The following is a 23757-nucleotide window of genomic DNA, read 5'->3' as shown; positions in this document are numbered from 1 at the left end:
CGCGCTCCATGAGCACTCCCGCCATGGCGTAAAATGCGTTCGGCGAAGCGTCAAGGCCGTGGTCGCGGCGCCAAAGCGGTGGCAGCCATGCGTCTGGATGGCGGCGCCGATGTGCGGTGCTAGGCCGTGCGGCGAAGGCCAGCCCGCTCCACCGCGGCCGTTTCAGATCGACGTCCGCTGGATGTCGTGCGGAAGCGCTCGACCAGATCGAACAGGCCGGATGCCTGGCCTGAGAGCCTGTGGGTCATGGCGGTGCTGTCCTCGACCATCGCATTGTTCTGCTGGGTCACGGCGTCCAGCGACAGCATGGTCTGGTTGATGTGCTGCAGGTCGGTTGCCTGGTTGCGCGCGTCGCCCGCGATCTGCAGCGTCTGCTCGTTGATCGCGTGGATCTGACCGGAGATTTCGTCGAGCGCGTCGCCAGCGGCCCTGACGAGAGAAACGCCCTTCGCCACTTCCTCGGCCGACGCGGTGATGATCGCCTTGATCTCCCGGGCGGCCTGCGCCGACTTCTGCGCGAGTTCCCGCACCTCATGGGCAACGACCGCAAAGCCCTTACCCGCTTCGCCGGCACGCGCCGCCTCGATCCCTGCGTTCAGCGCCAGGAGGTTGGTCTGGAAGGCGATATCGTTGATCGTGCCGATGATCTGAGAGATGGCGACCGATCCCTTCTCGGTCTGGGCCATGGCGCAGACGGCGTTCATCACCACCTGACCCGAACGATCGGAACTCGCCTTGGCAGCGGCGGCGATCGTGGTTGCGGATGTGGCGTGTTCTGCGGTGCGGCCGATGGTGGCGGTGATTGCGCCGAGCGCCGCGGTCGCTTCCTCCAGCGTCGCTGCCTGATGTTCGGTGCGCTTGGCGAGTTGGCCGATGGCGTCGCGCATCTCGCCGGTTTCGCCGTCGATCTCGGCGCTTCTCGCCTTTACGTCACCGAGCGTGACCGCCAGGCTCTCCAGCGACAGGTTGAAGTCCGAGCGTAGGCGATCGAAGCCGGCGCCGAAGGGGCGGTCGATGCGGGCCGTCAGATCGCCGTGGGACAAGCGTTCGAGCCCCGAGGCCAGCATTTCGACGGCCTCGTTGATCTGGCGCGATACCTCGGCCTGGGTCGTCTCGCGGCCGTGCCGTTCCTCCTCGATCATGGTTCGCGTCTCCGCTGCCTCGGTTTCGAGGCGGGCACGGTCGCGAAGAGCGTCGCGGAAAACAAGGACGGAGCGGGCCATGTCACCGATCTCGTCCTTGCGGGTACCGCCAACACCGCTGATCGTCGTGTCGCCATCGGCGAGCCGGCTCATGTCGCGGACGAGACCGGTAATCGGGTGCGTCAGTCGGCGCGAGTACCAGATGGAGATCGCCAGCGCAGCCGCGAGGACGGCAAGCGCGGTCGCGAGCGTCCAGTTGCGCAAGGCGGTAACCGCGGAAAAGGCCTCCCGCGAGGTCATGACCGCAACAATGGTCCAGCGCGTGCCGAAAGCATCAAGGTTGGTGGCCGCCATCTGGGCTTCCTCGCCGCGGAAATCCGCAAGCCTGCTGCTGACGATGCCGTCTTCCGCCGGCTGCTCAACCACGATCCGGGCCTTCAGCATATCGTTGCCGGGTGTGGCGGCGCTGTCGGCGAGGAAGAACCCGTTACCGTCGAGCAAAATCGTTTCGCCGGTTTCGCCAAGGCCCGTGCGGTTGCCGACGATTTCGCCGATGCGCCCATCCGGCATTTCAAGGATCAGCGTGCCGATCTTGCCGTCAATCGATTCCAGGGGGATGGCGACGAACGCAGCGGGGCCGCCGCCAAGCGGGGCATAGGCTTCGTAGGACGCAAAGGCGAGCTTGCTCTTGTCCGTTCCCTCGGCCGTTTCCCGGAAGACACGGCCAAGCCCGGTGTCCTTCCAGGCCGCGTCCTTGAGGTTGACGCCAAAATCCCCTTTCTTGTTGAGGGCGTAAACGACATCGCCGCTGAGATTGGCGAGCAGCACGTCGCGATAGCCGTGGGCTTCGGCGAAACGCCGGAAAAACGGGTGATAGCGCGCATGCAGCACGTCGTAGTCGTCGATGCCGGCGGAGCTGTAGAGGGCGCGCTTGTCTTCGGCGTTGGGGTTTTCCGCCAGGTAGCGGCGCTGCAATTCGCTTGCGGTCTTTTCCCCGAACTTGGCGGCTGCGCCATTGAGGTCGGTTAGCGCCTTGGCGACGGACTTCTGTGCTTGCAGATTGCGCAGGTCGTTTTCCACGGTGGTGAGGTAATGGCGTAGCTCGTTGCGGCGGGCATCGGCGAGCGCCTCCAGCTTTTCGATTGCCGCGCGTGACGAGAGATTGCCGCTGACGGTCAGGCTGGCAAGACTGGTGGCAGCAATGGAAAAAGCGGCCAGAGCCGCCGCAGCGAGAGGAAGCTTCGCGGACAAACGCATAACAATCACCGGACGTGCAAGGGGAGGAGGCCATGCCGAAGGCTGGTCGCGACGCCTCATGCGTCCGGCGGAAGGGCTTCCGCGCGGAGAGTTATACGGTCTCACGTTACAGCTTGATGACAGCTGGATGACATCGCCAAAGTTTGCCGTGGAGAGCGACGGCTCTATCTCGGCAAGGCGCCTGTCAGGAAAATGTCGGCGCAGCTTTCTGCTCGCGCCGTGATCGTCGCCTCGTCGATGGTGCCAAGGCAACCCATCATGACGGCGCGTTGCGGCTCCATCGCCATCATGCCGCGCAGCATGCCTGCGGTCAGACGCGGGTCTGCCACCGCGAGCCGGCCGTGGGCCACCTGCATCCTCAGCCATCGCTCCAAGGTGGCACTTGTCCGCTGGATCGCCTGTTCCCAGAAGGTGGCAGCAACTTCCGGAAAGCGTTCTGCCTCGGCGAGCACCAGGCGGATGATCGCGATCGTGTCGTGCGAGAGCACGAGATGTCCGTAGGCGGCAAGCAGGTGCACCAGGCCACCCCTTACGCCCAGATCTTCCAGGTTCTCTTCATCGGCTTCCAGTACGAACTCGGCGATCCTGAGGGAGATGACGCGCTCGAAGAGATCGGCCTTGGTGGGAAACAGCCGATAGAGCGTCTTGGTGGAAACGCCGGCATTCTGAGCTATGACGTTGATGTTCGCCGCCTCGTAGCCGAAGTCGCAGAATTGCCGTTCGGCGGCGAGGACGATCACCCGGCGCGTCTCGTCGTCCGGTCGGACCTGGGGACGGCCGCGGGAGCGTCGCGGCTTCTGCTTTTCGATCATGGCGGCTTTCCAAATTCATCGAGTTTTTAGGTGAGCCGAGTTGAGAAAGCAATTGTTTTCCGAAATTTCTGTGCCGCATGTCCTGGCCGTGGCGGATATTGCGACCTTTGCGAACACGTTCTAGCTTTGCTGCATGGCGACGTCGAAACTCACGACCTATCGTGCGAAGCGGGACTTTTCCCGGACGCCGGAGCCTGCCGGAAGAAGTGGCGCGGAGGGCAATCGTTTCGTCGTGCACAAGCACCATGCCACTGCCGATCACTATGATCTCAGATTACAGGTCGGCGACGTGCTGAAAAGCTGGGCGGTCCCCAGGGGGCCGTCGCTCAACCCCGCCGACAAACGGCTGGCTGTCGAGACCGAGGATCATCCGCTCGACTACATCGACTTCGAGGGCGTCATCCCGGAAGGCGAATATGGCGGTGGGACGATGATAGTCTGGGACACCGGCGTCTGGGCACCGATGGACGATATCGAAAAGAGCCTGAGAACCGGCGCGTTCAAGTTCCGTCTAGCCGGCGAAAAGCTCAATGGCGGCTGGATGCTGACGCGGCTGAAGCCGAAACCGGGAGACGACGATACGCGCAACTGGCTGCTGTTCAAAGAGCATGATCCAGCCGCCGATCCTGATGTCGACATTCTGACGGCACGCCCGGAGAGCGTGAAAAGCGGGCGGCGCATCGAAGAGTTGGTCGAGCAGCCAAGGAAACCGGCTAAAGCGGCGAAACCGGCGAAACCGGCCGTCCTCAAGCCTGGTTCGCTGCCGGGCGCTGTGAAAGGTCCGAAGCCGCAGCGGATCGAGCCGCAGCTCGCCAGCCCTATCCCGAAACCGCCCGGGGCCTCACCGGGAGAACAGACCTGGCTGCACGAAATCAAGTTCGATGGCTACCGCACGATGGCGGATCTCTCGGATGGTTCCGTACGGCTGATCACGCGCAGCGGGCTCGACTGGACGAAACGCTACGGCGATCTGCCAGACGCATTCCGCAAGTTGCCTTGTCGGGAAGCGATGATCGATGGCGAGATCGTCGCTCTCGACGACAAGGGCATCAGCCGCTTCTCCCTGTTGCAGGAGGCTCTTTCATCCGGGACCGATGGCAAGCTCGTCTTCTATGCCTTCGACATCCTCCATCTCGACGGCTGGAATCTCGCCGAAGTTCCATTGGAAAAGCGCAAGGGTCTGCTGGCTCAGCTGCTTGAAGGGCAGATATCGAGCCGTTCCGCCATTCAGTTCAGCGACCATGTGGAAGGTGATGGGCGCGGGCTCTACGATCAGGCCGCCGAGCTGGGGCTGGAAGGGATCGTATCAAAGCGTGCCTCCGCACCCTACCGCAGCGGACGCACCCAGACCTGGACCAAGACCAAAGCGCTCAAAAGCGAAGACTTCGTGATCGCAGGCTACACCGTCTCCGAGGCGGCCGAGGGGCTGGCGGCACTGGCGCTCGGGGAGTGGGTGGGCGGCGAGCTGCACTACCGCGGCAAGGTCGGCACCGGCTTCGATGCGGCGACAGCCAAGCAATTACTCGCCCGGCTGCAAGCCTTGCGCGGGGGTGAGACCGCGCTGGACGGTGCGCCCAAGGAAATCCTCTGGGTGCGGCCGGTGCTATCCGCCCGCATCCACTACTCCAACCGCACGACCGACAATGTCTTGCGGCATGCGGTGTTCAAGGGGCTTCGCGATGTCGAGCTTTCGGCCCCGGCGACGGCGCCGCGCAAGCGGCTGATCACGGACGCCGACCTGGCGACGATCCAGGTGACCAATGCCGACCGCCGGGTGTTCGGAAGATCCGGACCGACCAAACTCGACATTGCCGTCTACTATGCGCTCGTCGGCGATTTCATGCTGCCGCATATCCTCGGTCGCCCGGTGTCGCTGTTCCGCTGCCCGACGGGGAAGCAGGCCGATTGCTTTTTCCAGCGCCATCCCTTCACCGGCATGCCGCCCTCCATCGTCAGCTTCAACGCGACCAATTCCGAGGGCGAGAGCAAGTCCTTCCTCTCGATCGAGGGCACGAAGGGTTATCTGGCGCTCGCCCAGTTCGGCGTGATCGAGCTTCATAGCTGGGGTTCGCGGCGCACGCGCTTGGAGAAGCCCGATCGCGTCGTCTTCGATCTTGATCCCGGCGAGGGGATCTCGTGGCGCGACGTGGTCGAGGCAGCGGTCCATATTCGCGGCGAGCTGGAAGCAATCGGCCTCGTTCCTTTCGTCAAGACGTCTGGCGGCAGCGGCATCCACGTCGTGGTGCCGGTCAAACCGAAGCTGGACTGGAAGAAGACACACCAGGCAACGAGCGCGATAGCGACGCGGCTGGCGGCGACTGCACCCCAGACCTTTACCACGACCATGGGCAAGGAAAACCGCAAAAAGCGCATCTTCATCGACTTCCATCGCAATGCGCGCAGCCATACGGCGGCCGCTCCCTATTCGCTGCGGGCACGCACCAATCTGCCGGCTTCGGCCCCGCTTCAGTGGGCGGATCTGGAGACTATCGACGCTCCGGAGGATTTGAACTATTCTTCGCTGCCTGGACTTCTGGATACTTTCGGCGATCCCTGGGCGGATATCGACGACTTTGCCAAGGATCTGCCGCTTCTGTCCGAAACGAGGACGTAATGCGTTTGGCCGCGTAGGAGACATCAATGGCGCCCAGGGCAAGTTGGAAAGGTTATCTCAAACTCAGTCTCGTCAGTTGCCCCGTCAGGCTCTATCCGGCGACCAGTTCGAGCGAGCGCATCAGCTTCAACCAGCTGCACAAGGACACCCACAACCGGATCAACATGAAGCCGGTAGACCCGGAACTTGGGCTCGTCGAGCGCTCGGATCTGGTCAAGGGCTACGAATACGAAGACAAGAAGTACATCATCATCGAGGACAGCGATCTCGACAGCGTCAGGATCGAGTCCAATCACACGATGAACATCGAGGCCTTCGTCGATGAAGGCTCCGTCGACGTGATCTACCAGGACGCGCCCTATTATCTCGCGCCCGACGGCGCGATGGCCGAGGAAACCTTCGTCGTCCTGCGCGAAGCGCTGAAAAAGAGCGGCAAGGTGGCGATCGCGCGCCTGGTGCTTTCGAGCCGTGAACGCGTCGTGACCATCGGCGCGCGCGAAACCGGAATGTTCGTCTGTACGCTGAGAAACCCGAGCGAAGTGCGCGGAACCGCTGAATATTTCGGCAATGTACCCGTTGGTCATCCGGACCCTGAAATGCTGCAGCTTGCCGAAGCCTTGATCCAGCAGAAGATGACGGTCTTCGACCCGAAGAACTATGAGGATCGTTATGAGATCGCGCTGATGAAGATGATCCGCGAGAAGCTCAAAGGTCATAAGCCGATCATTGCGGCAGCCCCTGAGCGCGGCAATGTCATCAACCTTATGGATGCGCTGAAGGCGAGCCTGTCGCAGTCGAAGCCGCCTGCAAAGAGCAAGCCCAAGGCCGAGCCGGCAGCCAAGCAAACCACCAAGGCGGCAGCGCCAGCCAAGCGGACGGCGGCAAAGCCGGCCGCGAAGAAGAAAGCCTGATGGCTGTTGCAGGCCAGACATTCGGTATCGTCGGGGCGTTGTCGGCCTTCCCGCGCCGGCTTGTGGCGCGCGAGGTCGAGCGCCAGCACGGCCACGTGCGTCGCGGCGTGACGCGCCAGACGACCTATCTGGTGTTCGGCCGCAGCCTGCTTGCCAAATCGAGCGAGGCGGAGATCGAAGCCCGTTTCGATGCCGAACATTCGTCCGGGCGGTGGCTTATCAGCGAGAACGGCTTTCTTCGCCTTTTGGGGTTGATGTCGGTGCCGGCTGCGTCCGCGCTTAGTCGCCAGTCGCTGATCGATCAGGCGAGGCTCTCGCCGCGCATCTTCGACCTGCTCTCGCTGTTCGACGCTTTCGAGCATGACAGCGAGCCCTACTCGTTCCGCGACCTCATCCTCGCCAGGAAATATGCCGAGCTGATTGCCAGCGGCGCGAGTTGGACTGCGATCGCCCGGTCCGTTCATCGCTCCGGACCGGTCGCCTCGTTGACGGCGCTTTCGCTGCACCACGGTGGCACCGATGCGATCTATGCCCGCAGCGCCGAGGGCCTGAGTGAGCTGAATGGGCAATTGCTCTTCGATCTCGACACACCCGACGATGCCGCCCTGGAAGATCTCTTCGATCTGGCCGAGGAGGCGGAAGCCAGTGGCGACTACCTGGAGGCTGCGGCCTTCTATCAACGCTATCTTGCCATGGACCGGACGGATTCGGTCGCGGCCTTCAACCGCGCCAATTGCCTGAAGGCAGCCGGACGGGAGCTAGATGCGGCCCATGATTACGCCCGCGCCATCAAGCTCGATCCATCCTTCGTCGAGGCCTGGTTCAACCTCGCGGGGCTGATGAACGAACGGGGGCGGATCGACGCCGCGCGCAGGCATCTCGGGAAGGCGATCGAGATCGACGGCGACTATGCCGACGCCGTCTTCAACCTGGCGAAACTCGAATTCGATGCCGGCGATCTCGCGGAGGCGAAGCGTTGGTGGACCCGCTATCTCGAACTCGATAGCGATAGCGAATGGGCGCGAACGGCGGAGCGCGGCGTGCAATATGTCGACCTGCAGAGCCGCCCGAGAACAGGCTGATATGGGCGGCAAATTTCTCTTCGACGGACCCGACGATGCCGCGGTCACCATCCTTCTTGCCCATGGCGCCGGCGCGCCGATGGATTCGGCTTCGATGACCGCGACCGCAGGGGCGCTTGCGACGGCAGGCTTTCGCGTTGCACGCTTCGAGTTCGGCTATATGGCGGCAAGGCGCACCGTTGAGGGGCGCAAGCCGCCGCCTCGCGCCGACACGCTCAATCCGGAATATCTCGCCGCCATCGAGGATCTGGACGTCAAAGGCCCACTTATCATCGGCGGCAAGTCGATGGGGGGACGCGTCGCGAGCATGGTCGCCGATCCGCTGCATGCGGCCGGCAGGATCACCGGGCTGCTCTGCCTCGGTTATCCCTTCCATCCGCCAGCCAAGCCCGAGCAACTGCGCACCAAGCACCTGACCGGCCTCAAGACGCCGACGCTGATCTGCCAGGGAACCCGCGACGAATTCGGCACGCGCGAGGAAGTGCAGAACTACGTGCTTTCCGATGCGATCGAAGTCCTGTGGCTCGAGGACGGAGACCATGATCTCAAACCGCGCAAGAGCATTTCCGGCTTTTCAACCGCCGATCATTTGAGGACCTTGGCCGATGCGGTGGCAGCCTGGGCTGCCCGGCTGACACGCTGATCCGATCGCCGGAATGAAGATCGCCACCTTCAACATCAACGGCATCAACAGGCGGCTCGACAACCTGATCGCCTGGCTGGGCGAGGCGGAGCCGGACATCGTCTGTCTGCAAGAGTTGAAGGCGCCCGATCGCCAGTTCCCGCGCTCGGCGATCGAAGCGGCCGGCTACGGCGCCGTGCGGCAGGGACAATCCGCTTGGAATGGTGTGGCGATCCTCGCCCGAGACAGCGAGCCGGTGCTGACCCGTGTCGGGCTCGACGGCGACCCGTCGGATGCCGAGGCGCGCTATATCGAGGCTGCCGTCAGCGGCATCCTGGTCGCCTGTCTCTACGCGCCCAACGGCAACCCACAGCCAGGCCCCAAGTTCGTCTACAAGCTTGCCTGGCACGAGCGTCTGGCCAAACATGCCGCCGAACTCTTCGCCCTCGATCTGCCTGTCGTGCTTGCCGGCGACTACAACATAGTTCCGGAGCCGCGCGACATCTACCCGACAACCTCCTACGACGACAATGCGCTGGTCCAGCCCGAAAGCCGCGCCGCATTCGGCGAACTTCTGGACCAGGGCTGGCTCGATGCGCTGCGCAAGATTCACCCGAAGGACCAGCTTTTCACCTTCTGGGACTATCGCCGGAACCGTTGGCAGCGCGACGCGGGCCTTCGGCTCGATCATATGCTGCTCAGCCGCAAGCTTTCCCGCAAGCTTACCGGTGCCGGCATCGACCGGGAGGTTCGTGGCATGGAGGGTGCGAGCGATCATGCGCCGGTGTGGGTCACGCTCCGCGATTGACCTGACAATGCTGCGGGGAGACTGCACGTCCATGCGCGACGGTGATACTGTTTCGCCTCGAGCGCCGCTATTCGCAGCCGCGATCCGGGGTAAACCCCGTCTGGCCTAGCGGCTGAATGCGGTGACTACGACATTCAGCCTGGTCAACACGAAGGAGAACCGCATGAAAATCAGCGCGCGCAACCGCCTCAAGGGCAAGATTGTCGAAGTCATCAAGGGCGCAACCACCGCCCATGTCCGGATCGACGTCGGCGGCTCGATCGTGACTGCAGCGATCACCAACGAGTCGGTCGACGAACTTGGCCTGAAGGTCGGCGGCGAAGCCTACGCGGTCATCAAGGCCTCCGATGTCATGGTCGGTATCGACTGATACGCTTGCGGCAAGGGCGCGCGGATCGACCGTCGCGCCCTGCCAAATCGCGACCGGATCACGCCTTCTGGCAGTAATGCGCGTTGCCGTCGCCGGTCTCGAAGTCGCCGCGTTGCGGCGGCGCAATCGGCTTGAACAGAGTCCGGTCGGGCTTGAGATCGATGAGTGGCGTACCGTCGAGGCAATCAAGGCCGCGCACGAGAAGGCTCGAGCCTTCCACGGCTTCGAGCTTGACGATCGAGGTGCCGATCGGGTTCGGCCGAACCGGCGAGCGCAGCGAAAATGTTCCGTGCACTTCGCCGTTGCTGGCTGGGGTTTGCAACACCAGATCGCGCCGCGAACGGTCGAGCCAGTAGAGGATTTCCAGCCGCTCGAACGCCTCCACGCCTTTCAGCGCCAGGACCCAGGGTTCGAAGATTTCGATACGGCAGACCGGGCCGTCATGCCGACCCTGGCGAGGGGTTTCCATGCGCGAGGTCCAGGGCGTGGAAATGCGGCCGATAAAGACGAGACCGGCGTCGGTTGCCGCGGGCGGTACCACGGCCACCTCGTTCTCACGGATTTCGTTCTGGCGGACCATGGTCAGTTCCTTTCCTTATAGAGGGGGTGGTGAGGCGCGGCGCACAGAGACGGGCGTCGCTGCCGTCGATCGAGCCGATCACCACATCGATGTCGTAGAGTTGTTTGAGAGAGGCGGGCGTCAACACGTCCTTGGGTAAGCCGAGCGCGCTGAGTTTCGAGGCGTGGAGAAGGGCGACGCGGTCCGCGACCAGGAAGGCGTGATCCGGATTGTGCGTCGAAAGCACGACCGAAAGCCCGCGTGCCGCCAGCGCTCGGACATGCGAAAGCACCCGCATCTGGTTGCCATAGTCGAGATTGGCGGTCGGTTCGTCCATGACGAGGATGGCGGGTTCCTGCGTCAGTGCGCGGGCGATCAACGCCATCTGGCGTTCGCCACCGCTGATCTCGGTATAGGGGCGCATGGCAAGGTGGGCCACGCCGAGGCCGCCAAGCGCTTCCATGGCAATCCGACGGTCGCGGGCGCCAGGCGATGAGAACGGCGCGAGGCGAGCGGCTCGCCCCATCAACACCACCTCCAGCACTGTAAACGGGAAAAGTGCCGCATGCGCCTGCGGGACATAGGCGATCTGCCTGGCGCGTTCGCGCCGCGACCAGGCGGAAAGCGGTCGACCGTCCAGGAGAATATCGCCGGCCTTGACCGGCAGGAGACCGAGGACGGTCTTGAACAGCGTCGTCTTGCCGGCGCCGTTGGGGCCAAGCAGGGCCAGAACCTCGCCGGACTCAAGCGACAGGGAGGCATTCTCGCCTACCGTGCGTCCGCCATAGCCGAAGGCGAGATCCCTGATGTCCAGCGTCATAGCCAGGCCCTCCGGCCGGAGGCGAGCAGCCAAAGGAAGAAGGGCGCACCAACGGCAGCGGTCAGGATGCCGAGCGGCACTTCGATGAGCGCGATGCTGCGCGCCAGCATGTCGACAACAAGCAGATAGGCAGCACCAGATATCATCGAGGCCGGCAGCAGGCGGCGGAAGTCCGGGCCGACCAGCATGCGCGCAATGTGCGGGATGACGAGGCCGATCCAGCCGATGACGCCGCTGACGGAGACGGCCGCCGCCGTGATCAGCGTTGCCGCCGCGATCAGCAATGCGCGGGTAAGACGCGTGTCGACGCCCAAGGTCTGGGCTTCCTCGTCGCCGAGCGTCATCAGGTTCATGCGCCAGCGAAAAAGCACCAGCGGCACCAGCCCGATCAAAAGCGACGGCAGGATCGAAACGACGTCGAGACGCGTGATCGCAGTGAGGCTGCCGAGCAGCCAATAGGTGATCGCCGGCAACTGGTCATAGGGATCGGCGAGGATCTTGATCAGCGATATGCCGGCACCGACGAGAGCGCCGATGGCGATCCCTGCCAGAACGAGCGTCAGGGCCGGATCGCGTCCGCGGATTGCCATGCCGACGGCATAGACTGCGGCGACGGCGAGCAGCCCGCCTGCGAAGCTGATCGCCTGGATTGCCAGGACCGGCAGCGACAGAAAGATGCCGATGACGGCGCCGAGACTGGCACCGCCGGAAACGCCAAGGATATCCGGCGAGACGAGGGGATTGCGGAAAAGCCCCTGATAGGTGGCGCCGGCTGCGGCAAGTGCTGCGCCGATCAGGATCGCACCCGCCACCCGAGGCAGCCGCACGTTCCAGAGCACGGTTGAAAGAACGGGGTCGCTCGGCTGTCCCGATAGGGCCGCGTGCAGCGCCCCGGCGATCTCCGACGGGCCGGCATATTTGCCGACCGACATCGACACCAGGGCGAGCAGGAGGAGGGGGCCGACGAGGAGCCAGAGATTGCCTTTGCGCCCTTCGGCTAGCATGTCCGATGTTTCCTGCCTCCGATTCATTTCGAAGCCGGCACCGCCCCCTTCAGGAGCGTGGCCACTTGTTCGTCCGTCAGGTCGACCTGGTAGAACAGCTTGTAGAAATCGCGGGTCTCAGCCTTCAGGTCCCCCTTGAAGCGGTCGGGATAAAACAGCTTCTGCAGCCAGACGACGCCGATCACTCGGTTGATCGCAGGCGGCGAATCGAACCAGCCGTAAGGCAGGGACGGCGCGGTGAAGACTCGACCGGTCGTGATTGCCTTCACGTCGGCCCAGAGCGGGTCCTTCTTTGCCGAGGCTGCGAACTTTCCGCTTGCCGCGATGATGACGTCCGGGTTCCAGGAGAGAATCTGTTCGAGCGACACCTGGGTCAGGCTGCCCTTGCCGGCTGCCGCCGCGACGTTTTCGGCGCCGACGGCTTCCAGGATCTCGACATTGATCGAGCCGGAAAGCCCCGTTTCTAGCCCTTCCGGGCCGCGGCCATAATAGACGCGCGGCCTTTGATCGGCCGGTATCATGGCGAGACTGTCGTTCAGATCCTTGATCCGCTGGTCGGCATAGGTTGCGAGCGTTTCGGCGCGTTCGGCCACGCCAAGCAGCGCGCCGACGTCGCGCAGCGTCTTGCCGCTATCAGCGAAGCGTCCATCGATCAGCACGTAGGGAATGCCGGTCTGCGCCTGCACCTTGTCGGCCAGCGAGCGGTAGGTGTCGTTGACGGTTCCAACGTCGAGGATGATGTCCGGCTTGGCGGCAAGCACCGCCTCGACGTTGGCGCTGCCGCCCTTGCCCGTGAGTTGGCCATAGGTCGGCAGGTCGCGGACCGACGGTAGCAGGTACGCCTTTTGCTCCTCCGTCGGCTCGCGCACCCAGCCGGCGAGCTTGTCCGGCGCCAGAACATAGGTGAGCACCGAGGCCGGCGGGCCGGCAGCAAGTACGCGGGTGATGGTATCGGGAACCTCAACCGTCCGCCCTGCGGCATCGGTGATCGTACGCGCCTCGGCGGCGCCTGAGGCAAGGCCGAGCACGGCTGAGAAGATTATCGCAAGAGATTTCAACATGAAGGCCACGATAGCGAGAGGGATCGGTCAGGCCGCACTATGGCATGCCGTTATATTTCATGGAATATATTGATTGCGCGATTTGCGACGATCGGGAGCCACCCTGATGCACTGAGATACAATTCCGCTCCTGTCGGAAACATCCGCGATACGTCGCGATGGTCCTCTGCCGCACGTGACAAGCGATCTGTGCCTCGGGCATCGATCCCATGCGGAGAGACGGTGATGATCCTCTTTGTTGTAGCCTATCTTGCCGGCGTGCTGACGATCGTCAGCCCGTGCATCCTGCCCGTGCTGCCATTCGTGTTTGCCCGCGCCGGCCAACCCTTTTCCACCAGCATTCTTCCGATGCTGCTCGCCAAGATCGTGACCTTTGCGGGTATCGCCTCGCTTGCAGCCCTAGGCGGCAACTGGGCGGTGCAGGCGAACGCCTATGGCCGCTACGCGGCGATCGCGATGCTCGCAGTCTTCGGCGTGACGCTGCTCTCGACGCGGGCTGCCGCCTTTGTGACCGGTCCGCTCGTGGAACTCGGCAACCGATTGTCGAGAAAGGCTGCGACCGGGGAGAAGGGCAGCATCGGCGGCTCGATCCTCCTTGGCGTTGCGACCGGATTGCTCTGGGCGCCCTGCGCCGGACCGGTGCTCGGTCTGGTGCTGACCGGGGCGGCGCTGAACGGCGCGAATGCGCAGACCACGCTGCTGCTTGTGGCCTATGCGGCCGGTGCTGCGACCTCGCTGGCGCTCGCCGTCCTGGCCGGTGCCAGAGTATTCGCGGCGATGAAGCGCTTCCTCGGCCTTGGCGACCGCATCCGCCAGGGTCTCGGCGTCGCGGTGCTCGCCGGTGTTGGCGCGATCGCACTGGGGCTCGACACCGGTCTTTTGGCGCAGCTTTCCTATGCCAGCACGTCGGGCGTCGAACAGTCGATCCTCGATCGCCTGCGCAGCGGTGCTTCGCCCGTGGACGTCGCAAGCACCCGCATGACCCTTGCCGCAAAGGATACGCGACAGGCGGCCTATCGCAGCGACCTTCCGGTGGAAGGGCAATTTCCGTCGCTCGACGGCGCGGTTCAGTGGCTGAATTCGAAGCCGCTGACGCCGGCCGAGCTTCGCGGCAAGGTCGTTCTCGTCGATTTCTGGACCTATTCCTGCATCAACTGCATCCGCACCATCCCTTACGTTCGAGCCTGGGCGGAGAAGTACCGGGACCAAGGTTTGGTTGTCATTGGCGTGCACGCCCCCGAATTCGCCTTCGAAAAGCAGATCGGCAACGTCGAGAAGGCGGTGCGCGACTTCAAGATCACCTATCCGGTGGCGATCGACAACAACTTCGCCATCTGGCGCGCCTTCTCCAACAGCTACTGGCCGGCCCACTACTTCATCGATGCCGAGGGGCAGATCCGCTACACCCATTTCGGCGAGGGCGACTATGAAGGATCCGAGCGTGTGATCCAGGATCTGCTGGCGGAAGCCGCCGGCAAGAAGAAGGCCGAAGGCGATCTGGTCAAGCCGGAGGCAAAGGGTGCCGAGGCCTCGCCGGACCTGGCACGCCTCGGATCCGGCGAGACCTATGTCGGTTATGCGCGCGCCGCAAACTTCGTCTCGCCCGAGGGCGTCTCGGCCAACACGTCCGCGCGGTACACGGTCGGCAAACCGGGGCTCAATGAATGGGGGCTGACCGGCAACTGGACGGTCGGCGCCGAAGAGGCGCGCCTCAACGAGGCCGGCGGCGGCATCACCTACCGGTTCCGCGCGCGGGACCTGCACCTGGTGCTCGGCACTGGCACCGGCGGCAGGCCGGTCCCGTTTCGGATAACCATCGATGGGGTGGCGCCCGGCGCGGACCATGGCGCGGATATCGATGCGGCCGGCAAAGGTGCCGTTTCGGGGACCCGCCTTTATCAACTCGTCCGCCAGTCCGGAGCAGCCCGGGAGCGGACCTTCGAGATCCGCTTTCTCGCACCCGGCGCAGAAGCCTTCGTTTTCACCTTTGGATGAGAGTTTGCCATGAGCGACAATGAAAAACGGCGCGGGCGCACCTGGTCCGCCTTCACGCGACGCCTTCTCGTCGCCGCAACCATGGTCGGTGGCGGATTGATCTTCGTTCTCAACGGGCCGCCGTCGGTGGCACAGGAGACCAGGCTTGTGCCGAAGGCGCTCCACGATATCGCGCCGACGGACGGCCGCCAGACGGCGGTCTTTGCCGGCGGTTGCTTCTGGGGCGTGCAGGCGGTGTTCCAGCACGTGGCTGGCGTCGCGAGCGTCACGTCAGGATACGCGGGCGGCAGCGCCGCGACGGCGACCTACGAAAAGACGGAGACCGGCGCCACAGGGCATGCCGAAGCGGTGGAGATCACGTTCGACCCGAAGCAGGTGAGCTACGGCAAGCTGCTCGAGATCTACTTCTCCGTCGCTCATGATCCGACGCAGCTTGGTGGGCAGGGACCCGATAGCGGAACGCAATATCGATCGGCGATTTTTCCGCGCGATGAAAAGCAGGCGAAGGTTGCCACCGACTATATCGCGCAACTGGATGCGAGCGGCGTTTTCAGCCGCCCGATTGCGACGACCATCGAGGACGGGAAGACCTTTTACCCGGCCGAGGCGTATCACCAGGATTACGTCTACAACAATCCCGGCCAGCCCTATGTGGTCATCTACGAGAAACCGAAGATCGGCGCGCTGCATCGTCTGTTTCCGGGCCTCTATCGGCAGAAGCCGGTGCTTGTGGCGGACAGCGCTTCTTAGCTGATGAGGCGCCGTGAGGCCTCCCGAAGGGGCGCACCAGTTCGGCCCTTTACACAAGGATACAGTTTCGCGGCCGGCTGCACGCACCCGCGATACGTCCAAGAGACACTCTGGCCGCGAGCACGTTTCGAGCCTTCGGCGACGAAACGCCGCTGCTGACATCAATAAAGGAAGGAGCCATCATGCGTATCTTCGCGACAGTTTTCGCCATCGCCGCGCTCGCGGCGGCACCATGCGCCTGGGATAGCGACCCGAGAGAACCCTCGCTTCTTGCCGCACTCGTCTCCGGATCCGGATCCGCAACGGTTGCTGAGAAGGGAGCAGGATTGCTGCAAGGGGCGCCGCACGAGGAGCTTGCCGATCCGTTCTTCGACTGACGATAGTACCGCCGAGACGGGCGGCCCGAACCTTTGATGCCAATCAACCTGGAGGAAAGTGACATGCTGGAGAAAACGAGAGAGCGCCAGACGACCGGGGCTCGGACAGTATTTGTCAACGAGTTGACCAACGGGATACTCGACCCCGCCGAGCCGATGCTGGGGCCTGTCGCCGATGGCGGTGTCATCATCGCGAACACGGCGCCCGGATGTTGGGGGCCGATGATCACGCCGGAGATCCGCGGCGGACATGAGGTGACGCGCCCTGTGGCGGTCGCGGGCGCTGAAGTCGGCGACGCCGTTGCCATTCGGATCCGATCGCTGATCGTCACGTCCGCGGCGACGGCCTCGGGCAACGACGAGGTGGTGGCTGGTCGCTTCAACGGTGATCCCTTCTGCGCGGCCGTTTGCCCGGGCTGCGGCACGGAATGGCCGCGCACGCGCGTGGAGGGCATCGGCCAGACTGCGATCCGCTGCGAGAAGTGCGGCGCGGACGCGACGCCCTTCATCTTCACCAACGGCTACACGATCGCCTTCGACGATGAGCGCCAGGTGGGGCTGACCGTCGGCAAAGCGACTGCCGAGACCTTTGCCACGGATGCGGAACGGCTGCTGGCCCTGCCGGACGGCTCGATCCAGCATCCGATCCTGACCTTCGCGCCAGCGGACCTCATCGGTGTTGCCACAAGGCTTCGGCCATTCCTCGGCCAATTGGGCACGACGCCGTCGAAGGCGATGCCGGACTCGCACAATGCCGGCGATTTCGGCCAGTTTCTGACCGACGCACCACATGCTTATTCCCTGACCGCGGACGAACTCGTCCAGCATAAGACTGACGGCCACATGGACGTGAATACCGTGCGGGAAGGCGCGATCCTGATCTGCCCGGTCAAGGTACCGGGTGGTGGCATCTATATGGGGGACATGCATGCCCTGCAGGGCGACGGCGAAATTGCCGGCCATACCTGCGACGTCGCCGGCACGGTGACGCTGGAGGTCCATGTCATCAAGGGGCTCAATATCGACGGGCCGATCCTTCTGCCGGTGCTGGAAGATGTACCGTTCCTTGCACGTCCGCTTGACGAGGCGGAACGAACGCGGGTGGCGGCACTTGCCCGCAAGCACGGTGTCCGAGAGGTCGAAGCTGACGCCCCGGTCACCTTCATCGGCACGGGCGCGAACCTCAACGATGCGACCACGAACGGGCTGGAGCGGGCGGCAGACCTGCTCGGTCTCAGCGTTCCCGAAGTGATGAACCGGGCAACGATCGCAGGTGCAATCGAGATCGGCCGCCATCCGGGCGTGGCGCGGGTAACGTTTCGTGCCCCGCTCAGCCTGCTCGACGCAAAGGGCATCGGCGCGTTCGCGCGCAGTCTCTACAATCTCTGAGCCTCCTGTATTTTCAAGGAGTTGCTTGCAGACGATAGCGGGGCCGACGTCATGTCGGCCCCGTTTTGATTTCTGACGCTAAGGCGCAGCGGCAGAAATCCCAGGGCATTTCGTATCGGTTTGCCGCCGTCCGCGGCCGTTCAAACATTGCGATACACAGACGCCGCTTCCGAACACATCGCGGATACACAGTACACGCATGGTCACGGCGAAATTTGGTTCGCGTCCGCCCACACGGGCTATGGCCTGAAAAGACGGAATTACGACATTTGAGACGCTGTCTTTCGACCGTACCATCGAGGCTCCAACCCAAGCAAAGGAGCTTGAAATGAGCAACTCAAAAGGCACTGCACTGATCACCGGTGCTTCGTCCGGTATCGGCGCGATCTATGCTGACCGCCTGGCACATCGCGGATATGACCTCATTCTCGTCGCGCGCAACCGCGTACGCCTCGACGATCTAGCCCGCCGGCTGGCGGACGAAACCGGCCGCGCCATCGAAGTCGTCGCCGCGGACCTCGGCAACAGGGATGATGTCAGGCGGGTCGAGAAGATCCTCGAAAGCGATGCGAGCATCACGATGCTGATCAACAATGCCGGGGTCGGCGCGACGGCGCCGCTGCTTGCCTCCGATGTCGACAAGATGGACGAGATGATCACGCTCAACGTCAGCGCGCTGACGCGGCTGACCTATGCGGTGGCACCAGGATTTGCGGCGCGCAGCACTGGCACGATCATCAACATCGCCTCAATCGTCGGCGTGGCGCCGGAAGTTCTGAACGGCGTCTATGGTGGCACCAAGGCCTTCGTCCTGGCCTTTACCCTGTCGTTGCAAAAGGAACTTGCCGACAAAAATATCCGCATCCAGGCCGTGTTGCCGGGTGCGACCGCCACCGATTTCTGGGGCATTGCCGGCACCCCCATCGAACACGTGCCGAGCGAGATCGTCATGCGCGCCGAGGACATGGTGGACGCGGCACTTGCCGGCCTCGACCAGGGCGAAGTGATCACTATCCCAGCGCTGCCGGATGCCGCTGACTGGGCAGACTATGAGGCCGCACGGCAGAAGCTGATGCCGAACCTTTCCAGGAAAACGCCGGCCGCTCGCTACCGTATCGGGAGCTAGCGCCCGCTCACCTTCCGGCAACCTTCCAACCCGGACTTTCGAGGCGGTTCCTCGCCTCGCCAATCGAACCAGGAGAATGATGATGTTCAGACGTTCCATGCCCATTGTCCAAAACCGCCGACTGGCCGCCTTGGCATTGTCGGGCGCGATCGCGATCCTGCTTCCTCCGCTCGCCGCTCAAGCGGCGGGCGTGTCCGCCGGCAGCGACGTCCAAATCACGTCGGCTGCCAAACCGGCCACGGACGAATCCATCCGCCCTTTCCAATTCCACGCCAGTGATGCCGCACTTGCCGACCTCAAGCAGCGCATCGCGGCGACCAAGTGGCCGGATCGCGAACTGGTGGCGGACGGCACCCAGGGCGTGCGGCTTGCCACCATGCAGAAGCTCGCCGACTATTGGGCAACAAACTACGATTGGCGCCGCGTGGAGAAGACACTCAACGACCTGCCGCAGTTCGTGACCAACATCGACGGCGTTGACATCCACTTCATTCACGTGCGCTCCAAGCATAAGAACGCGATGCCACTCATCGTCACCCACGGCTGGCCGGGCTCGATCATCGAGCAGTTGAAGATCATCGATCCCCTGACCAATCCGAACGCGCATGGAGGCACGGAAGCCGATGCTTTCGACGTGGTCATCCCCTCGCTTCCCGGCTACGGCTTCTCCGGCAAACCGACGGAGCGCGGCTGGGACCCTGTCCGGATCGCGCGCGCCTGGGCAGTGCTGATGCAGCGTCTCGGCTATTCCCATTACGTCGCGCAGGGTGGCGACTGGGGCGACGCTGTTACCGAGCAGATGGCGCTGCAGCAGCCGGCGGGCTTGCTCGGGATCCACACCAACATGCCGGCGACCGTGCCTGACGAGATCCAGAAGAGCCTCGATGCCGGCCAGCCGGCACCAGCGAACCTTTCGGCCGACGAGCGCCGCGCCTATGAGCAGCTCGACTTCTTCTACCGGAACGGGCTGTCCTATGCGCAGGAGATGAGCAAACGTCCGCAAACGCTTTATGCGATTGAGGATTCGCCGATCGGGCTTGCGAGCTGGATGCTCGACCACGATGCCCGCAGCTACGAGTTGATCGCCCGCGTCTTCGATGGCAAGCCGGAAGGGCTGACGCGCGATGACGTGCTCGACAATGTCACGCTCTACTGGCTGACCACTACCGCCGTGTCGTCGGCACGGCTCTATTGGGAAAACAAGCTTGCCTTCTTCCAGCCGAAGGGCGTGCAGATCCCGGTGGCCGTCAGCGCCTTCCCGGACGAGCTTTATCAGGCACCAAAATCCTGGGCGGAGAAGGCATTCCCCAAGCTCATCCATTATAATCGTCTCGCCAAGGGCGGGCACTTTGCAGCCTGGGAACAGCCGCAAGCCCTAGTCGACGAGTTGAGGGCTTCATTCAAGTCACTGCGTCAACCGAGCTGACAGGAAGAGGCGTGCGAAAGCGCGCCCCACCGTCGCAACAAAGGAGAAGTGTCATGACAGGTGCAGATAGCAACAACAGAGCACCATCGGTCGATCTGAAGTTCGAGGTCGCCGTCATTCCGGTCGCGGATGTCGATCGCGCCAAAAATTTCTACGGTCGCCTCGGTTGGCGGCTCGATGCCGACTTTCCCGTCGGCGATGCGTTTCGCGTTGTGCAGTTCACTCCCCCGGGCTCGCCGGCATCGATCCACTTCGGCACCGGGCTGACCTCGGCTACGCCCGGTTCGGCGAGCGGCCTCTATCTGGTCGTTTCGGATATCGAAGCCGCGCGTGCGGAACTCGTCGAACGGGGCGCCGAGGTCAGCGACATCTTCCACCGCGAGGGCCCCGGAAAGCCAGCGATCAGCGGACGCGATCCCGCGCGCCGCAGCTACCGCTCCTATGCCACCTTCAGCGACCCCGACGGCAACGGCTGGCTGCTGCAAGAGGTGACCGAACGTCTGCCCGGGCGTGTGGATACCGAGGTGACGGACTTTGCTTCCGTCGGTGACCTTGCGGGGGCCCTGCGTCGCGCTGCCGCCGCCCATGGCGAGCACGAGAAGCGCAACGGTGGTGAGCACGACCATAACTGGCCGGATTGGTATGCGGCCTACATGGTGGCCGAACATGCGGGCAAGCCGCTTCCCGAATGAGCGCCGGCCATGACCGTCGCGTTTCCTCCATGGCGTAAATCTGCTATAAGCGGCCATTCCAGACAGAGTCGGACAGGGGTGGTGTGAGATGCACAGGATCGGCTACGTCGTCTTTCCGGGATTTCAGCTCATGGGGTTCGCGGCGGTCACCGCCTTCGAGATCGCCAACCTGACGCTTGGCGAACCAGCCTATGCGATCGAATTGCTGTCGGAGGCCGGCGGCGAGATCAAGGCGTCCGCCGGCTTCGGCGTGCTCACGAAGGCCTTCGACGACGCGGTCTATGACACCGTCATGTTCGGCGCGGGCACCGTGATCGAGCCGGTAACGCCGGGACTCGCCGCCTTCGCGCGCCATGCCTTGGAGGTCTCGCGCCGGGTGGCAGCCCCTTGCACAGGCGCCTTCATCCTCGCCGAGTCCGGACTGCTCGACGGTCGTCGCGCCACGACCCATTGGGTGTTCGCCCGTCAACTGCGCGAGCGATTTCCCGAGGTCAAGGTCGAGGAGGATCGTATCTTCATCGTCGATGGCAGCGTGTGGACCTCGGCCGGCATGACGGCAAGCATTGATCTCGCGCTGGCGATGATCGAGAAGGACCATGGCGAGGATGTCGCCCGTCAGGTGGCACGCAAGCTCGTCGTCTATCACCGGCGCGCCGGCGGCCAGTCGCAGTTTTCCGCCCTGCTGGAACTCGATCCGAAGTCGGACCGCATTCAGAAGTCGGTCAATTACGCCAAGGCCAACCTGCGAAACGTCCTCTCGGTAGACGAACTCGCGGACGCCGCGGGCTTAAGTGCGCGCCAGTTCAGTCGCGCCTTCCGTTCGGAGACCGGCCAGTCGCCGGCAAAAGCGGTCGAGCATCTGCGGGTGGAAGCCGCGCGGCTCTTGATGGAGCAGGGGCGTCACTCGATGGACGTGATTGCCGAGCAGACCGGTTTTTCCGATAGCGACCGCATGCGCCGGGCCTTCCTGCGCACGCTCGGGCAGCCGCCCCAGACGATCCGACGCAATGCGCGCGAAGGCGTTGCCTGACGGTAATAACCTGCCTTGAAAATGCGATTGTATCGCCGTGTATCCAGCCCCTGCGGTTTCTACACGTGCTTTCAATAGGACGCCGCCAAGCACACGCCCCAGATACACCAGCACTCCATTTGTGATGCCAGTTCAGTTCCCCGGAGGGTAGTCAATGTCGGACGAAATCAACCACCCGCGCCGTCGTTTCATCGGCGCAATCGCACTCTCGCTGGCGGCAACGCAGTTCGCATCGGCTGGCGCGGTCAGAGCGCAAGCGGGAGCCGGTGAGGCGCCGCGCCTACCCGCCGTCGCCCCGGGCACGAACAAGTCCTTCCCCGTCCTCAAGCAGATCGATGCGGGCGTGCTCAACGTCGGCTACGCCGAACTTGGCGCCAGCGATGCTCCTGCCGTGATCCTGCTGCACGGCTGGCCCTATGACGTTCACACCTATGTGGACGTGGCGCCGGTGCTCGCCAATGCCGGCTATCGCGTCATCGTTCCCTATCTGCGCGGCTATGGCACGACTCGGTTCCTGTCCGCCGAGACTCCAAGGAACGGCCAGCAGGCTGTGATCGCAACGGATATCATTGCCCTGATGGACGCGCTCAAGATCGAGAAGGCGGTCATCGGCGGCTGCGACTGGGGTGCGCGAACCGCCAACATCATCGCGGCCCTGTGGCCCGAGCGCTGCAAGGCGCTGGTCTCCGTCAGCGGCTATCTCATCGGCAGCCAGGAGGTGAACAGGAAGCCACTTTCGCCGCAGGGCGAGCTTGCCTGGTGGTACCAGTTCTACTTCGCCACCGAGCGGGGCTATGAGGGCTACAAGCAGAACCGAAAGGAATTCGCCCGGCTGATCTGGAAGCTTGCCTCGCCCAAGTGGAACTTCGACGACGCCACTTTCGACAGGAGTGCCGAGGCGCTTGAAAACCCCGATCATGTCGATATCTCGATCCACAACTACCGTTGGCGGCTCAGCCTGGCCGAGGGGGAAGCACAGTACGACGACCTCGAAAAGCGGCTGGCGCAGTTCCCTACCATTACCGTCCCGACCATCACGCTTGAGGGCGACGCCAATGGCGCGCCGCATCCCGATCCCGCCGCCTACGCCAAGCGTTTTTCCGGCAGATACGAGCATCGGCTGCTTGCCGGCGGCATCGGCCATAACCTGCCGCAGGAGGCGCCGCTCGCTTTTGCCGAGGCAATTGTCGCCGTCGATCGTTTCTAGTTTTTCTCCCGCAGATTGCGTGGAGGCGCGGGGATCCGGTTCGCCGGCCCCGCGTTTTTTTGTGCGCGGTGATTGGAGACAGGGCCCGCCGGATGCGGCGCCGCGTCATGCTGGTGTGGCGCAATGGGCGACAACCACTTTCGGATGGACTTCGTATCAGCGTGTATCGGCGCCGGCACCTGGGCAGGTTTCCATACATTTTCGGGCGTCGATGAAACATCCGATACATTTTGAGGGCGCCAGATGCGTCTCGACAGTCGCAGGGCAATCGGGCCCGGACGGCAAACCTGTTGAAAGGAAAACACCATGAGCGCAGCTGAAAAGGTACTCTACACCGGCAAGACCCACACGACCGGCGGCCGCGACGGCGCTGCCCGCAGCGACGACGGACGCCTGGACACCAAGCTTTCCACGCCCGGCAGTTCCCGGCCGGGGACGAACCCGGAGCAACTTTTTGCCGCCGGTTGGTCCGCGTGTTTCATCGGCGCGATCGGTCTGGCGGCTGGCCAGTCGAAGGTCGCGCTTCCCGCCGACGTCGCCGTTGATGCCGAAGTGGATCTGCTGAACCGCGACGGCGGCTACTTCCTGAAGGCACGGCTGAATGTCAGCCTACCGGGGATCGACGCCGACGTCGCGCGTCGGCTCGTCGATGCCGCGCACCAGACCTGCCCCTATTCCAAGGCGACCCGGGGCAACATTGACG

22 protein-coding genes are annotated in these 23757 nt (G+C 63.6%); 16 read left to right on the top strand and 6 right to left on the bottom strand.

Features of this window, described 5'->3' with window-relative positions; all coding sequences use genetic code 11:
• Positions 1-119: 119 nt before the first annotated feature.
• Together ASE71_RS11470 and ASE71_RS11465 are read right to left on the bottom strand one after the other, a co-directional pair.
• A complete protein-coding gene (locus ASE71_RS11470; RefSeq protein WP_060518155.1) occupies positions 120-2399 on the bottom strand; it encodes a methyl-accepting chemotaxis protein in 2280 nt (759 codons plus the stop codon).
• 164 nt (positions 2400-2563) lie between these two features.
• Positions 2564-3211, bottom strand: a complete 648-nt coding sequence (locus ASE71_RS11465) for a TetR/AcrR family transcriptional regulator (RefSeq protein WP_060518153.1) — start codon at positions 3209-3211, stop codon at positions 2564-2566.
• Between the two features lie 133 nt (positions 3212-3344).
• Here ASE71_RS11465 and ligD point away from each other — a divergent pair, with 133 nt between their 5' ends.
• The 6 genes from ligD (at position 3345) to ASE71_RS11435 (ending at position 9618) form a co-directional block, all read left to right on the top strand.
• Positions 3345-5825, top strand: coding sequence for a DNA ligase D (gene ligD / locus ASE71_RS11460; protein WP_060518151.1), 2481 nt, complete (start codon positions 3345-3347; stop codon positions 5823-5825).
• A 26-nt stretch (positions 5826-5851) separates the two neighbouring features.
• Positions 5852-6736, top strand: a complete 885-nt coding sequence (locus ASE71_RS11455; RefSeq protein ID WP_034799645.1) for a Ku protein — start codon at positions 5852-5854, stop codon at positions 6734-6736.
• Positions 6736-7818 carry a tetratricopeptide repeat protein gene (locus ASE71_RS11450; RefSeq protein ID WP_060518149.1) on the top strand — a complete coding sequence of 361 codons (1083 nt, stop codon included), beginning with the start codon at positions 6736-6738 and terminating at the stop codon, positions 7816-7818. Before ASE71_RS11455 ends, ASE71_RS11450 begins: the two co-directional genes overlap by 1 nt.
• Before the next feature lies 1 nt (position 7819).
• Entirely contained in the window at positions 7820-8461 is a 642-nt protein-coding gene (locus ASE71_RS11445) for an alpha/beta family hydrolase (RefSeq protein WP_060518147.1), read from the top strand.
• A gap of 13 nt (positions 8462-8474) precedes the next feature.
• Positions 8475-9248, top strand: coding sequence for an exodeoxyribonuclease III (gene xth, locus ASE71_RS11440; RefSeq protein ID WP_060518144.1), 774 nt, complete (start codon positions 8475-8477; stop codon positions 9246-9248).
• A 163-nt stretch (positions 9249-9411) separates the two neighbouring features.
• Positions 9412-9618 (top strand): TOBE domain-containing protein, encoded by a 207-nt coding sequence (locus ASE71_RS11435; protein WP_034799649.1) that lies wholly within the window; start codon positions 9412-9414, stop codon positions 9616-9618.
• A gap of 58 nt (positions 9619-9676) precedes the next feature.
• On the opposite strand, the gene tsaA is transcribed toward ASE71_RS11435, so the two are convergent.
• Genes tsaA through ASE71_RS11415 form a run of 4 tightly spaced genes read right to left on the bottom strand, consistent with a single transcriptional unit; the run spans position 9677 to position 13062 of the window.
• Positions 9677-10198 (bottom strand): tRNA (N6-threonylcarbamoyladenosine(37)-N6)-methyltransferase TrmO, encoded by a 522-nt coding sequence (tsaA, locus tag ASE71_RS11430; RefSeq protein WP_060518142.1) that lies wholly within the window; start codon positions 10196-10198, stop codon positions 9677-9679.
• Positions 10173-10997, bottom strand: coding sequence for an ABC transporter ATP-binding protein (locus ASE71_RS11425; RefSeq protein WP_060518140.1), 825 nt, complete (start codon positions 10995-10997; stop codon positions 10173-10175). Before ASE71_RS11425 ends, tsaA begins: the two co-directional genes overlap by 26 nt.
• Positions 10994-12001 (bottom strand): FecCD family ABC transporter permease, encoded by a 1008-nt coding sequence (locus ASE71_RS11420; protein ID WP_060518138.1) that lies wholly within the window; start codon positions 11999-12001, stop codon positions 10994-10996. The genes ASE71_RS11425 and ASE71_RS11420 overlap by 4 nt, the downstream gene beginning before the upstream one ends.
• A gap of 23 nt (positions 12002-12024) precedes the next feature.
• Positions 12025-13062 carry an iron ABC transporter substrate-binding protein gene (locus tag ASE71_RS11415; RefSeq protein WP_060518136.1) on the bottom strand — a complete coding sequence of 346 codons (1038 nt, stop codon included), beginning with the start codon at positions 13060-13062 and terminating at the stop codon, positions 12025-12027.
• Between the two features lie 225 nt (positions 13063-13287).
• On the opposite strand from ASE71_RS11415, the gene ASE71_RS11410 reads away from it, so the two are divergent.
• The 10 genes from ASE71_RS11410 to ASE71_RS11365 form a co-directional block, all read left to right on the top strand.
• Positions 13288-15057: a cytochrome c biogenesis protein DipZ gene (locus tag ASE71_RS11410; RefSeq protein ID WP_060518134.1), complete on the top strand. Its 1770-nt coding sequence runs from the start codon at positions 13288-13290 to the stop codon at positions 15055-15057.
• Between the two features lie 9 nt (positions 15058-15066).
• Positions 15067-15807, top strand: coding sequence for a peptide-methionine (S)-S-oxide reductase MsrA (msrA, locus tag ASE71_RS11405; RefSeq protein ID WP_060518132.1), 741 nt, complete (start codon positions 15067-15069; stop codon positions 15805-15807).
• A gap of 182 nt (positions 15808-15989) precedes the next feature.
• A complete protein-coding gene (locus ASE71_RS11400) occupies positions 15990-16184 on the top strand; it encodes a hypothetical protein (RefSeq protein ID WP_034799659.1) in 195 nt (64 codons plus the stop codon).
• A gap of 63 nt (positions 16185-16247) precedes the next feature.
• Complete coding sequence (locus tag ASE71_RS11395; protein WP_060518130.1) at positions 16248-17573, top strand: acetamidase/formamidase family protein; 1326 nt, start codon at positions 16248-16250, stop codon at positions 17571-17573.
• Between the two features lie 328 nt (positions 17574-17901).
• On the top strand, positions 17902-18699 hold the full coding sequence (locus tag ASE71_RS11390; protein WP_060518128.1) for an SDR family NAD(P)-dependent oxidoreductase: 798 nt from the start codon (positions 17902-17904) through the stop codon (positions 18697-18699).
• An 82-nt stretch (positions 18700-18781) separates the two neighbouring features.
• Positions 18782-20125 carry an epoxide hydrolase family protein gene (locus ASE71_RS11385; protein ID WP_060518126.1) on the top strand — a complete coding sequence of 448 codons (1344 nt, stop codon included), beginning with the start codon at positions 18782-18784 and terminating at the stop codon, positions 20123-20125.
• 53 nt (positions 20126-20178) lie between these two features.
• Entirely contained in the window at positions 20179-20817 is a 639-nt protein-coding gene (locus ASE71_RS11380; protein ID WP_060518124.1) for a VOC family protein, read from the top strand.
• 88 nt (positions 20818-20905) lie between these two features.
• The gene (locus ASE71_RS11375; RefSeq protein ID WP_034799667.1) at positions 20906-21847 is read left to right on the top strand and encodes a GlxA family transcriptional regulator; all 942 of its coding nucleotides are present in this window, start codon (positions 20906-20908) and stop codon (positions 21845-21847) included.
• A 154-nt stretch (positions 21848-22001) separates the two neighbouring features.
• Positions 22002-23054: an alpha/beta fold hydrolase gene (locus ASE71_RS11370; RefSeq protein WP_034799669.1), complete on the top strand. Its 1053-nt coding sequence runs from the start codon at positions 22002-22004 to the stop codon at positions 23052-23054.
• Between the two features lie 306 nt (positions 23055-23360).
• A partial coding sequence (locus ASE71_RS11365; protein WP_060634952.1) for an organic hydroperoxide resistance protein occupies positions 23361-23757 on the top strand: 397 nt, incomplete at its 3' end.

Origin of the sequence: Ensifer sp. Root954, assembly GCF_001429005.1 — a bacterium.
Lineage (GTDB): Bacteria > Pseudomonadota > Alphaproteobacteria > Rhizobiales > Rhizobiaceae > Ensifer > Ensifer adhaerens.
Note: the sequence above shows the minus strand (reverse complement) of the source record. Positions and strands in the feature narration are given on the sequence as shown.